We start from the raw sequence: 12285 nt of genomic DNA on the forward strand, positions 1-12285 counted from the left end.
TAGCCGCTTGACGTCCATAGGAACATCGACCGGCCGTGAGAGAGCGCAGCCACCCGGCGGTCCGTACATCACGTGACGACCGGCCTCGACCGCAGATAGGTGCCGCGCACCCCGCGCGAGCCTTCACCGCCCAACGCCACCAGGCCCAGCCCGGGTCGGGTCGGGCCGGGTCGCCGTACTGACCTGCGAGCAACGACCGAGGAAGATCAATCGGGGTAGGAGTGAAAAGTGAACTTCGCCGACCTGTTGCATGCAGCGCTTCACGCCTCTACTCGCCGGGGCAGCCCGGCCCTGCCGGCATCGGCCCGGCGACAGGTGGTTCCTCGACGAGACCTACGTCAAGGTCGCCGGCCGGTGGGCCTACCTCTACCGTGCCGTCGACCAGCACGGCCAGGTCATCGACGTCCTCGTCAGCACCCGCGGCGACCAGGCCGCTGCCCGCCGGTTCTTCATCCAGGCGCTGGCGCATGGCCGCCGCCCGGTCGAGGTCACCACCGACAAGGCACCCGTCTACCCGAGGATCCTCGACGAGCTGCTCCCCGAGGCCTGCCATGTCGACGCCGCCAGGGAGAACAATCGGATCGAAGCCGATCATGGCAGGCTCAAAGCCCGGCTCCGGCCGATGCGCGGACTCAAACGGCTCCGGTCCGTCCAGACCATCAGCGCCGGGCGTGCCCTTGTTCAGAACATCCGCCGCGGCTACTACGAGCTCGCCGCCGGCACCGACCCACAGCTGCGGCTGCAGGCCGCGTTCACCGAGCTCGCACGCGCCGTCTGACCGCGGTCGCCGGAGCCCTTGGCGTGCGCCGGATCCCCTGAACGCAACGCCCCTCGTGTCCGCTGGCCGAGGGATGCCGGGCCTTCCACCCGGTGATGACGGGGCGGATCAGCTCCCACGCCTCGTCCGATAGGTCACTGGGGTACGGCTTACGCTCGCTAACGCCTTCCAGCGGAACGCACCGACCGCCGAGCGCAAGACGACCAGCCCCACACCCAGAGATCAACTCAAGCTGAGGCCCGGCGAAAGCGTGCAGAACACCCACCGAGAGCCTGGCCTGCCACCCTTTCCCGGGACACAACAGCCCCTACCGAAGCACCCAAAGTCGGGTAACGTAAAAGTTACTCACCGCATAACCGGGGTCCAAGGGTGCAGGGAGTCATCGCTTGTATATAAATCTGCTATACATATTTTCTCCTTTGAAGAAAATATGTATACTGTACATCGATGCAACATCGGACGTTCGGCGCGCGTTAAACAAGGATTCCTAGGTTGACCCATCGGACTCGGACGGGAGTTCGCTAATTCAACAGGGGAGTCATTCGATGGCAGAAGATTCGCAGGTCGGGCCGCAGCGGCGTGGGCTTCTAAAGGGAATGGCAGTGCTGGGCGGCGCCGCGCTGGCCGGGCCGTTCGGCTCACTTTCCGCGCGTATTGCCTCCGCCGCCCCGGTCGCGGGAGGCGGGTATGGTCCGCTCTACCCGGCCGCCGACCGGACGACGGGACTCGAGCTGCTGCGGCTGCCCCGTGGCTTTGAGTACGTGACCTTCGGGTGGACCGGCGATCCGATGACGGACGGCACCGCGACTCCCGGCGCGCACGATGGAATGGCCGCTTTCCGACGCAACGGAAAGATTCACCTGGTCCGGAATCACGAGCGCGGCACCGGCGCTCCGATCGGCGAGGGTGGGATCCCGACCTACGACAGCACCGCCGCAGGCGGCACCACGACGGTTGTCTTCGACCCGGACCAGGCGAAGTACATCGAGACCCGGCCGAGCCTCGCCGGGACGATCCGCAACTGCGCGGGCGGTCCCACACCCTGGGGCACCTGGCTCAGCTGCGAGGAGACGACGACCATCAGCCCGAAGCGGCACGGGTATGTGTTCGAGGTCCCGGCTGACGGAGTGTCCGACGCGATGCCGATACCCGCCATGGGGCGGTTCAGTCATGAGGCGACCGCGGTCGACCATCACGGCTATGTTTATATGAGCGAGGATGCCACGCCTGGCGGTTGGTACCGCTTCACGCCGAACACCCAAGGCCGGCTCTCCGACGGGGGGAAGCTGGAGATGCTCGCCATACGAGGCGAGTTCCGGAAGAACCTGCGTGGCGCGGTCGGCACCGGTACCACTCTGCCGGTGGAATGGGTACCGATCGCGAACCCCGACCCGGACACCGGCAACGGTGTGGTGCAGCAGGGTCTGGCACTGGGGGCCGCCGAGTTTGCCCGGCCGGAAGGCCTCTGGTACGGAAACCGGCTGGTCTACATGACCGCCACCAGCGGCGGTGCGGCCGGGCAGGGACAGGTCTTCGCCTACAACTCCGACGCGATGACCCTCACCTGTGTGTTCGAGTCACCGGCCGCCAACGTGCTCAACTTCCCCGATAACATCACGGTGAGCCCGCGCGGTGGCCTCGTCCTGTGCGAGGACGGGAGCGGCCGGGAGTTCCTGCACGGTTTGTCCACGGACGGTCTGATCTTCCAGTTCGCTGAGAACAACGTCGTGATCCCCGTCGACAAGGCAGTCAACGGCATCAGTGGCGACTTCACCGGTTCCGAATGGTGCGGGGCCTGCTTCGACAACGACGGCGGCGGAAACTGGCTGTTCGTGAACATCCAGTCGCCGGGCATCACCTTCGCCATCACCGGGCCGTGGCGTCAAGGCATCCTGTAGCACCTCGCACCTGACCGGGACGGCATCTCCTGCGAAACGGACCCGGCGCCAGGTGATCACCTGAACGGAGCGGGGGTCCGGGTCGAATCGGCCCGGGCCCACCCTTGTTAAAGCGGCTCTGTTGCCTCCGGCCAGGGCAGGACTTCGCGCTGGTGGTCGAGCATGATCAGGTGATGGGTCGAGGCGCGGTTGATCCGCCGGTCTCGGAGTTCGCGGGGTTCCGGTTCCCACCGGAGGTGATCGTTCTGGCGGTCCGGTGGTACCTGCGGTTCGCGCTGTCGTACCGGGATGTGGAGGAACTGCTCGCCGAACGCGGCATCGACGTCGATCACGTCACCGTTTACCGGTGGGTGCAGCGGTTCACGCCCCTGCTCGTAGACGCGGCCCGGCCATACCGGCACCGGCCGGGCGATAGATGGTTCGTCGATGAAACGTATGTGAAGGTCGCCGGCCGGGGGACCTACCTCTACCGGGCCGTTGACCAGCACGGCCAGGTCATCGACGTCCTCGCCAGCACCCGCCGCGACCAGGCCGCCGCCCGCCGGTTCTTCACCCAGGCGCTGTCTCATGGCCGCCGGCCGGTTGAGGTCACCACCGACAAAGCACCTGTCTACCCGAGGCTCCTCGACGAGCTGCTCCCCGGGGCGTGCCATGTCGACACCGTCCGGGGGAACAACCGGATTGAGGCTGATCATGGCCGGTTGAAGGCCCGGCTGCGGCCGATGCGCGGGCTGAAACGGCTGCGCTCTGTCCAGACGATCAGCGCCGGACACGCTCTGGTCCAGAACATCCGCCGCGGCCACTACGACCTCGCCACCCACACCGACCCGCAGCTGCGGCTGGCCGCCGCATTCACCGAACTCGCCCAGGCCGTCTGACCACTGCTCACCGGGCCACTGGCATGCCCTGCTTCCTCCGAACGCGTCAGCGCCTCATCGAATCACTATTGACCCCGCGGCCGCCACCGACAGGGCGATCCGCTTCTACAAGAAGGTCGGTTTCCTGCCCGCCGGAATCATGCGCAGGTATGAGCGCGGGCCGGACGGTGCTTTCCGTGATGGGCTACTCATGGACCTGATCAGCGATGATTTGGAGGTTGGATACGGAGCGCGCCGCGGCGCGACCCTCCACCCTTCATAGCTTCCGCGGGAGGCGTTCACCAGGTGTCCTCCTGCCGAGATCGCGGGGCAGGCCGCTCCCGTAGCGGCGCCGCGGTGTCAAGGTGGTGTTCCGGTGCGTCCGGGCGATCGTCCCAGTGGGCCCGGAACGGCTCGAGCCAGCGGGCGAGCTCCCGCAGCGGCGCGGGCTCCAGGAGGTAGAGCCGGCGCTGTCCGTCGGGGCGGACAGTGACGAGCCCGGCCTCACGCAGGATCCGCAGGTGCTTGGACACGCCGGGCTGGCTCAGCCCCAGCTGTTCGACCAGTTCGTTGACGGGCCGAGGGCCGGCGCGGAGCAGCTCGAGCACCCGGCGGCGGTGCGGGTCACCCACCGCGGCCCAGATCACAGGTTCCACAACTCAACTATCACCAAAAGGTTATATTGCTGTCAAGCGATTGCTTTTCCGTGACGGACGTCCCGGAAAGTCGTCTGCGCCGCTATGCGTCCGCGGGCTCACCGATCTCGAAACTGAACGCCGTGTTCGCGCCGTCGACGGAGTCGACGGTGACGTCCACCGGATGGGTCGTGCCGTCCGCCGGTCGATCAGCGCGCACTGCATCTCGACACCCTCGCGGAACGGCCCGTGTCCCGCCGGCGACAGGACCCGGGCAGGCGAGCTCCCTCGTCTGACGGGACCGGTGCCTGCCGGCCGGCGGGTGCTCACCGGGCCGGGCGGATCGTTCCCGTCACCTCACCGAAGCCGATGCGCACGCCGCTGTCGCCGGGGGCGGTGGCCCGGATGGTGATGGTGTCGCCGTCCTCGAGGAACGTCCGCTCGGTGCCGTCGGGCAGTCGCAGCGGCTCGGTGCCGTTCCAGGTGAGCTCCAGGAAGGACCCGCACTCGTCGCGGCGCGGGCCGGAGACGGTGCCCGAGGCGAAGAGGTCGCCGGTGCGCAGCGCCGCGCCGCCGACGGTGAGATGCGCCAGCTGCTGCGCGGGCGTCCAGTACATCTCGGCGAAGGGCGGGCGGCTGACCACGAAGCCGTTCCAGCTCACCTCCAGCCGCAGGTCGAGGCCCCACGCGCCGTTGTCCCGCAGGTAGGGCAGCGGTTCGGGCTCCCGCGGCGGCGGCTGGAACCGCGCGGCCGCCAGCGCGTCGAGCGGGACGACCCAGGGCGAGACCGACGTCGCGAAGGACTTCCCGAGGAACGGCCCGAGCGGCACGTACTCCCACGCCTGGATGTCCCGCGCCGACCAGTCGTTCACCAGCACCACGCCGAACACGTGGTCGGCGAACGCCGCCGGGGTGACCCGTTCACCGAGCGCCGACGGCGTCCCGACGACGAAGCCGACCTCCGCCTCGATGTCGAGGCGGGTCGTCGGGCCGAACGCCGGCGGCTGGCCGTCGGTGGGCCGACGCTGCCCGCACGGGCGGACGATCTCGGTTCCGGAGACGACGACCGTGCCGGAGCGGCCGTGGTAGCCCACAGGCAGGTGCCGCCAGTTCGGGTTCAGCGGATCACCGCCGGGGCGCAGGATCCGTCCGACGTTGCTGGCGTGGTGCTCGGAGGCGTAGAAGTCGACGTAGTCGGCCACGTCCACCGGCAGGTGCAGCCGGACCGCGTCACGCGGGATCAGGCTGGGCCGCGCCGCCGCTTTCTGGGCCGGGTCGGTCAGCAGGTCGGTGATCCGCGCGCGGACTGCCGTCCAGTGGCGCCGGCCCCGGCTGAGGAACTCGTTCAGCCGGGGCCGGGCGAACACCGGGTCCCCCAGCGCGGCGGCGAGGTCCAGCACGTGGTCGCCGATGGCGACGCCGATCCGGGGGCTCCCACCGTCGGCGGAGAAGGCGCCGTAGGGGAGGTTCTGCAGCGGGAAGTCCGAGCCCTTGGGTACCGGCACCCACGAGCGGGCCGTCACGCCGACGCCTCGGTCCCGGCCGACGCCGTCGCCCCGGACGGTGCCGCGGAGCTGACGAGGCCGAGTCGGCGCAGGTCGTCGACCGGTGCGTCTGTCCGGCATGAGCCGTATGCGACGAGGGCCCGGCGTGCGGCGCGGGCCAGCTCCGGCGGCACCGCGCGGGCCTCGGCGACGAGCGCGGCCTCGTCCGTGCGGTCGAGGATCTCGCTGACCGCCGGGAGGCCGGCGCCGTCGACCGCGCGGCAGGTGGCGAGCACCAGGTTGAGGAACCCGTGGTGGGTGAAGCCGGTTCGCCGGTCCCGGTAGGGCAGCGCGTGGTGGAGCCCGGCGGTCGCCTTGAACGGCACGCCGCCGCGCGCGCAGGCGACCACGAATCGGGCCACTTCCGCGGACGGGGGGAACTGTTCCGCGCGCGCCCCGCCGCACCGGATCTTGGCCCCGTGGCCGGCGGCCGACACCCGCGCCAGGGCGTCGAGATCCCCGCGCGGCGTCTCGACGAAACAGGGCACGGACGGTGGCACCGCCGCCAGCGCGGCGAGGTCACCCAGCAGCCCCTCGACCCCGACCAGCTCGACGCGCGGGTCGCCCTCAAGGCGGGCCAGGGCGGTGTGGAGCGTGCTCGGCTCCAACGGGCTGACGAGGCCCAGCGCGAGACGCCCCTCGGCGGCGGTCCCGTCGAGACGCCCGCCAAAGGCTCCACGCCCGCGCGCACCGGCGGCGAGCGCTTCGAGGAGTTCGTCGAGGCGGGACGCGGCGCACAGGAAGTGGCCGGTCAGGACGCCGGTGGGGTCCGCGCGGTCGTGCCGGTGCCGGCGGAGGGCGGCGGGCATGGGCAGTTCCTCGGGCGGGAACAGCCCGGCGTCGTCGACCAGCCCGGCGAACAAGCCCGGCGGCGGATGGCCGGTCACCCTGCGCCGCCCCGCGCCGCCGCGTTCGCCGCCCACGTCCAGGCGTAGTCGGGGTCCTCGCAGGCGAGGCCGCCCTCGCCGAGCTCGAGTGGGGCGAAGGTGTCGACCATGACCGCGAGCTCGTCGACGAACTCCACCCCGATGCTCGCCTGCACCGCCCCGGGCTGCGGGCCGTGGGTGTGCCCGGCGGGATGCAGCGAGAGGGAACCGGGCCCGATCCCGGAACCGCGGCGGGCTCCGTAGGCACCGCCGGTGTAGAAGATCACTTCGTCGGAGTCGATGTTGGCGTGGTAGTACGGCGTCGGGATCGCGTCGGGGTGGTAGTCGACCTTGCGGGGCACGAAGTTGCAGACGACGAAGTTACGGCCCTCGAAGACCTGGTGCACCGGCGGTGGCTGGTGCAACCGGCCGGTGATCGGCTCGAAGTCGCCGATGTTGAACAGGTACGGGTAGAGGCAGCCGTCCCAGCCGACGACGTCGAACGGGTGGGTCCGGTAGGTCAGCACCGTGCCGGCGACGCCGCCGGCCCCGGGCCCGCGGTGCTTCACGTACACCTCGACGTCCGTTCCCTCCTCGAGCAGCGGCCCGGCCGGGCGGCGCAGGTCGCGTTCGCAGTAGGGGGCGTGCTCGAGGAACTGGCCCGAGGCCGACAGGTAGCGCTTCGGCGGGCGGATGTGGCTGTTCGCCTCGATGATGTAGGCGCGCAGCGGCTCGTCGCCGCTCGGCGTCCACCGGTGCGTCGTGCCGCACGGGACGACGACGTAGTCGCCGGGGCCGGCCGGCAGTGTGCCGAACACGGTGTCGACGCGGGCGGTGCCGGCCTCGACGTAGACGCACTCGTCACCGGTGCCGTTGCGGTAGAGCGGTGAAGGCGCGCCGGCGGCGACGTAGCAGAGCCGGACGTCGGCGTTGCCCAGGAGCAGCCGCCGCCCGGTGACGACGTCGAGGCTCCGCCATCCCTCGGCCGCGGTGAGGGTGTGGGTGCGCAGGTGCCGCGGCCGCAGGGGGTGGTTGGCGACAGTGCCGAGGGCGGGCAGCTCCCACGGCCGGGCCGCGCTGATCGCCGCCGGGATCTCCCGGTGGTACAGCAGTGACGAGTCCGCGGAGAAGCCCTCCGATCCCATCAGCTCCTCGCTGTACAGGCCGCCGTCGCCGCCGCGGTGCTGCGTGTGCCGTTTGGGCGGGACGTCCCCGGTCCGGGCGTAGTACGGCATCGTCGGGTCCTTTGCGTCGGGTCCTTTGCGTCGGGTCCTCAGAACATCTGCTCCGCGGAACCTCGGCACCTCAGAGGTTTCCCCGCCGTTCCTGCTCGCGTTCGATCGCCTCGAAGAGGGCCTGGAAGTTGCCCTTGCCGAAGCCGAGCGATCCGTGCCGCTCGATGAGTTCGAAGAACACCGTCGGACGGTCCCCCAGCGGCCTGGTGAAGATCTGCAGGAGGTAGCCGTCCTCGTCGCGGTCGACCAGGATCCGGCGGCGCCGGAGCTCCTCGACCGGTGCCCGCACCTCGCCGACGCGGGCCCACAGCGCGGGGTCGTCGTAGTAGGTGTCGGGAGTGTCGAGGAACTCGACGCCCTCGGCCCGCATCGCGTCGACCGAGGCGAGGATGTCACCGGTCGCCAGGGCGAGGTGCTGCGCGCCGGGACCGCCGTGGAACTCCAGGTACTCCGCTATCTGCGACTTCCGCCGGCCGGGCGCGGGCTCGTTGAGCGGGAACTTGACCCGGTGGTTGCCACTGGCGACCACCTTGCTCATCAGCGCCGAGTACCGGGTGGCGATGTCGCCGCCGACGAACTCGGCCAGGTTCGTGAAGCCCATGACCCGGTTGTAGAACGCCACCCACTCGTCCATGGCGCCGAGCTCGACGTTGCCCACGACGTGGTCCAGCGCCTGGAACAGGCTGCGCGGCGCACCCGGCCGCCGGACGTGCCCGGAGCGGCGCTCGACGTAGCCCGGCAGGTAGCACCCGGAGTAGCGCGACCGGTCGACCAGGGTGTGCCGCGTCCGCCCGTAGGCGGCGATGGCGGCGAGACGCACGGCGCCGTGCTCGTCACGCAGCTCGTGCGGCTCCTCGAGCACCCGCGCACCCTGGGCACGGGCGTGCGCGATGCACCGGTCGACGTCGGGCACCTCCAGCGCGATGTCGACGACGCCGTCGCCGTGCCGGCGGTGGTGGTCGAGCAGGGGGCTGTCCGGGCTCACTCCCCCTTGGAGCACGAACCGCACCGCGCCGCTGGTGAGAACGTAGGAGCAGTGATCGGGCTGGCCCGTCTCCGGCCCGGAGTAGGCGACGAGGTCCATGCCGAACGCCGACTGGTAGTAGTGGGCCGCCTGGTTGGCGTTGCCGACCACCCACACCACCGCGTCCCAGCCGGACACCGGGAACGGGTCGCCGGCCGGGTCGTGCTCGACGAGACCGACCAGCTGTCGGAGCTGGTCGATGTCCAGCTCGGCCGAGCGCTCCTGGCCGGTCAGCGTCACTTCGGTGCTCATGGACGTCCTCTCGGCCGGGCGGGAGTCGAGGCGGCGGCGCTGGCGCGCGAACGCGAGAGTGACACTACCTTGAGTGACGCGATGCCCGCCTGGTGTGACGACTCGCCTGGTGTGATGAGACGGGGTGGTCAGCGACCGGCGACCTCGCCGGTGGTCAGGTCCTGGGTTCCGATGACCCGCAGCAGGTCGAGCTGGTCGCGCGCCGGGCTGCCCGGTCGCGGGTAGAGCACGACCAGCGTCTGGGTGCCCGCGTCGCTGGTCAGCGTCTCGCACAGCAGGTCCACGGCGCCCACCGCCGGATGGATGATCCGCTTGTGGTCGGCGCGGCGCACCATGACCTCGTGCTCCGCCCAGAGCCGCGCGAACTCCTCGCTGCGGCCCAGCAGATCGGCCACGAGATCCTCCACATCCGCGTCGCCGCGGCGCCGGCCGTGGGTCGCGCGCAGGTCCGCGACGTGCGTGCGGGACAGCCGCTCCCAGTCCTCGCGCGGGAACCGCGACCGGACGTCCGGCTCGGCGAACCAGAGCCAGGTGTTGTTGCGGGCCCGTCCCGGGCGGGCGGAGATGTCGCCGGACAACGCGACCGACATGCGGTTGCGCGCCAGGACCTCGCCGATGTCGGAGACGACGAACGCGGGAGTGTCGGTGAGCCGGTCGAGGATGTACAGCAGACCGGGCGAGACGTGCGCGGCGGTGGACGTCCGCGGTGGGGGCGGCTGGCCCGCGAGGTGGAACAGGTGGTCGCGTTCGTCGTCGCTCAGGCGCAGCGCCCGGGCCAGCGCGGCCAGCAGCGGCGCGGACGGCCGCGGCCCGCGGGACTGTTCGAGGCGGGTGTAGTAGTCGGTCGACATGACGGCGAGCGCGGCCACCTCGTCGCGGCGCAGCCCCGGGGTGCGCCGGCGCACCCCGGGGGGCAGGCCGACGTCCGATGGCTGCAGCTGCGCGCGGCGCCGGCGCAGGAAGTCGGCGAGCCCGGAGCGATCCATGCCACCAGCGTTCCCCACACCCGGCGGCCGAGCCAGGGACCGGCGATCCCACGATGAACGGTCCCTGCCGCGGCGTCGCCCGCCGCAGCAGACTGGCGGCCATGACGCAGACGACGATGACGACAAGGCGGCTCGGGGCGACCGGGCCGGAGGTGGGTGCGCTCGGGCTCGGTTGCATGGGCATGTCCGGCATGTACGGGCCGGCCGACGACGACGAGAGCGTGGCGACGATCCTCGCCGCGGTCGACGCGGGGATGACCCTGCTCGACACCGGCGACTTCTACGGCATGGGGCACAACGAGCTGCTGGTCGGCCGCGCCCTGCGCCAGCTCGACCGGGACGCGGTGACGGTGAGCGTGAAGTTCGGCGCGCTGCGCGACGCGGTCGGCGGCTGGGGTGGTTTCGACGCCCGGCCGGCGGCGCTGCGCAACTTCCTCGCCTACTCGCTGGTGCGCCTGGGCACCGACCATGTGGACATCTACCGGCCGGCCCGGCTCGACCCCGCCGTGCCGGTCGAGGACACCATCGGTGCCATCGCCGAGCAGGTCAAGGCCGGTCTGGTCCGGCACATCGGCCTGTCGGAGGTCGGCCCGGAGACGATCCGGCGGGCGGCGGCCGTGCACCCGATCTGCGACCTGCAGATCGAGTACTCGGTCCTCTCCCGCGGCATCGAGGACGAGATCCTGGCGACCTGCCGCGAGCTGGGGATCGCGATCACCGCGTACGGGGTGCTCTCCCGCGGGCTGATCGCCGGCACCGGCCCGTCGGGGCACAGCGGCGACTTCCGGGCGCACAGCCCGCGCTTCCAGGGCGCGAACCTCGACCACAACCTGGGGCTCGTCGAACGCCTACGGCCGGTCGCCGAGCGCCACAACGTCTCCGTCGCGCAGCTGGCCATCGCCTGGGTCGCCGCCGCCGGTCCGGACGTCATCCCGCTGGTGGGGATGCGCCGCCGCAGCCGCGTCGACGACGCCCTGGCCGCCGTGGCCGTCACCCTGTCCGAGCAGGATCTGGCCGACGTCGACCGGACGGTGCCCGCCGGGTCGGCCGCGGGCGGACGGTACGAGGACGCCCAGCTCACCGCCCTCGACAGCGAGCGTCCCGCCGAGCGCTGACGCGGCCCGCCAGCCCGCCCACGCACAGGTGGTGCACAGGGAACGCACAGCGTAGGCATCGCCGGGCCCGCCATGATCGAGCCATCAGGTCAGCCGATCGCAGATGGAGGGCACATGGAGGATCACCGGAGTCCCAGCCGGACGCGGGCGTACGAGGGGCGCCCGCTGGCCCGGCCCGACGAGGAGATCGTTGACCAGGGCCTCGCCTTCGACGTCGGCACACTGCTGAGCCGGCGGCGGATGCTGGCCTTCTTCGGCCTCGGCGCCGCGTCGGCCGGCCTGGCGGCCTGCGGCTCGGACTCCGCCGGATCCACTGCCTCAGCCGCCTCGGGGACGTCCACCTCGGGGACGTCGGCCGCGACAGCGAGCGTGGCGGCCGGGGAGATCCCCGAGGAGACCGCGGGCCCCTACCCGGGCGACGGATCCAACGGGCCGGACGTCCTCGAGCAGAGCGGTGTGGTCCGCAGTGACATCCGGTCCAGCTTCGGCGACTCGACCGGCACCGCCGAGGGCGTCCCCATGACACTGGCGCTGACGGTTCGCGACCTCGCGAACGGCGGCACGCCCTTCGCCGGGGTGGCCGTGTACGTGTGGCACTGCGACCGCGAGGGCCGCTACTCGATGTACTCCGACGGCGTCACCGACCAGAACTACCTGCGCGGGGTCCAGGTCGCAGACTCCGCCGGCACGGTCCGCTTCACCAGCATCTTCCCGGCGTGCTACACGGGGCGCTGGCCGCACATCCACTTCGAGGTCTATCCCGACCAGGCCAGCATCACCGACTCGACGAAGGCCATCGCCACCTCGCAGGTCGCGCTGCCGCAGGACGTCTCCGAGAAGGTCTACGCCCAGTCGGGCTACGAGGCGTCCGTGCGCAACCTGGCGGCGGTCAGCCTCGACAGCGACAACGTCTTCGGGGACGACTCGGCCGCCAGCCAGCTCGGCACCGTGACCGGCGACGTCTCCAGCGGCTACGCGGTCGCCCTCGCCGTCGGCGTCGACACGTCGACGGCCGCGGGCGGCAGCCAGGCTCCCGGTGGAGGGCCGGGGGGCGGAGGGGCGCCGGGCGGGGGCTGACGGGTCAGCCGGACCAGA

10 protein-coding genes and 2 pseudogenes are annotated in these 12285 nt (G+C 71.2%); 5 read left to right on the forward strand and 7 right to left on the reverse strand.

Translation table 11 applies throughout. The features are described 5' to 3' along the window. Positions 1 to 250: 250 nt before the first annotated feature. Positions 251 to 778: pseudogene (locus AC559T_RS08260) on the forward strand (IS6 family transposase); the annotation flags it as partial. A gap of 49 nt (positions 779 to 827) precedes the next feature. On the opposite strand, the pseudogene AC559T_RS08265 reads toward AC559T_RS08260, so the two are convergent. Beyond that, positions 828 to 950 (reverse strand): annotated as a pseudogene (locus AC559T_RS08265) (IS5/IS1182 family transposase); the annotation flags it as partial. Between the two features lie 373 nt (positions 951 to 1323). On the opposite strand from AC559T_RS08265, the gene AC559T_RS08270 reads away from it, so the two are divergent. Further along, positions 1324 to 2676, forward strand: coding sequence for a PhoX family protein (locus tag AC559T_RS08270; protein WP_498868318.1), 1353 nt, complete (start codon positions 1324 to 1326; stop codon positions 2674 to 2676). Between the two features lie 173 nt (positions 2677 to 2849). Beyond that, positions 2850 to 3554, forward strand: a complete 705-nt coding sequence (locus AC559T_RS08275) for an IS6 family transposase (RefSeq protein ID WP_498868319.1) — start codon at positions 2850 to 2852, stop codon at positions 3552 to 3554. A 278-nt stretch (positions 3555 to 3832) separates the two neighbouring features. On the opposite strand, the gene AC559T_RS08280 is transcribed toward AC559T_RS08275, so the two are convergent. From AC559T_RS08280 to AC559T_RS08305, 6 genes are all read right to left on the reverse strand, one after another. Next, positions 3833 to 4189 carry an ArsR/SmtB family transcription factor gene (locus AC559T_RS08280; RefSeq protein WP_200835191.1) on the reverse strand — a complete coding sequence of 119 codons (357 nt, stop codon included), beginning with the start codon at positions 4187 to 4189 and terminating at the stop codon, positions 3833 to 3835. 305 nt (positions 4190 to 4494) lie between these two features. Next, positions 4495 to 5691, reverse strand: coding sequence for a fumarylacetoacetase (fahA, locus tag AC559T_RS08285; protein WP_498868320.1), 1197 nt, complete (start codon positions 5689 to 5691; stop codon positions 4495 to 4497). Beyond that, the gene (locus AC559T_RS08290; protein ID WP_498868321.1) at positions 5688 to 6599 is read right to left on the reverse strand and encodes a hypothetical protein; all 912 of its coding nucleotides are present in this window, start codon (positions 6597 to 6599) and stop codon (positions 5688 to 5690) included. The genes fahA and AC559T_RS08290 overlap by 4 nt, the downstream gene beginning before the upstream one ends. Beyond that, positions 6596 to 7813, reverse strand: coding sequence for a homogentisate 1,2-dioxygenase (locus tag AC559T_RS08295; RefSeq protein ID WP_498868322.1), 1218 nt, complete (start codon positions 7811 to 7813; stop codon positions 6596 to 6598). The genes AC559T_RS08290 and AC559T_RS08295 overlap by 4 nt, the downstream gene beginning before the upstream one ends. A 70-nt stretch (positions 7814 to 7883) precedes the next feature. Beyond that, complete coding sequence (gene hppD, locus AC559T_RS08300) at positions 7884 to 9089, reverse strand: 4-hydroxyphenylpyruvate dioxygenase (protein WP_498868323.1); 1206 nt, start codon at positions 9087 to 9089, stop codon at positions 7884 to 7886. Between the two features lie 128 nt (positions 9090 to 9217). After that, positions 9218 to 10075, reverse strand: a complete 858-nt coding sequence (locus tag AC559T_RS08305) for an MmyB family transcriptional regulator (RefSeq protein WP_112105166.1) — start codon at positions 10073 to 10075, stop codon at positions 9218 to 9220. 101 nt (positions 10076 to 10176) lie between these two features. Between AC559T_RS08305 and AC559T_RS08310 the strand changes: the two genes are divergently transcribed. Both AC559T_RS08310 and AC559T_RS08315 read left to right on the forward strand, forming a co-directional pair. After that, a complete protein-coding gene (locus tag AC559T_RS08310; RefSeq protein WP_498868324.1) occupies positions 10177 to 11190 on the forward strand; it encodes an aldo/keto reductase in 1014 nt (337 codons plus the stop codon). A gap of 114 nt (positions 11191 to 11304) precedes the next feature. Beyond that, positions 11305 to 12267, forward strand: a complete 963-nt coding sequence (locus AC559T_RS08315) for an intradiol ring-cleavage dioxygenase (RefSeq protein WP_498868325.1) — start codon at positions 11305 to 11307, stop codon at positions 12265 to 12267. Positions 12268 to 12285 lie beyond the last annotated feature (18 nt).

Source organism: Frankia sp. Hr75.2, from assembly GCF_949319125.1.
GTDB lineage: Bacteria > Actinomycetota > Actinomycetes > Frankiales > Frankiaceae > Parafrankia > Parafrankia soli.

What these genes read in the sequence shown, in the direction of transcription:
- AC559T_RS08305 (WP_112105166.1), bottom strand. Translation starts at nt 10,075, where the DNA reads ATGGATCGCTCCGGGCTCGCCGACTTCCTGCGCCGGCGCCGCGCGCAG.
- hppD (WP_498868323.1), bottom strand. Translation starts at nt 9,089, where the DNA reads ATGAGCACCGAAGTGACGCTGACCGGCCAGGAGCGCTCGGCCGAGCTG.
- AC559T_RS08310 (WP_498868324.1), top strand. Translation starts at nt 10,177, where the DNA reads ATGACGCAGACGACGATGACGACAAGGCGGCTCGGGGCGACCGGGCCG.
- AC559T_RS08295 (WP_498868322.1), bottom strand. Translation starts at nt 7,813, where the DNA reads ATGCCGTACTACGCCCGGACCGGGGACGTCCCGCCCAAACGGCACACG.
- AC559T_RS08270 (WP_498868318.1), top strand. Translation starts at nt 1,324, where the DNA reads ATGGCAGAAGATTCGCAGGTCGGGCCGCAGCGGCGTGGGCTTCTAAAG.
- AC559T_RS08275 (WP_498868319.1), top strand. Translation starts at nt 2,850, where the DNA reads ATGGGTCGAGGCGCGGTTGATCCGCCGGTCTCGGAGTTCGCGGGGTTC.
- AC559T_RS08315 (WP_498868325.1), top strand. Translation starts at nt 11,305, where the DNA reads ATGGAGGATCACCGGAGTCCCAGCCGGACGCGGGCGTACGAGGGGCGC.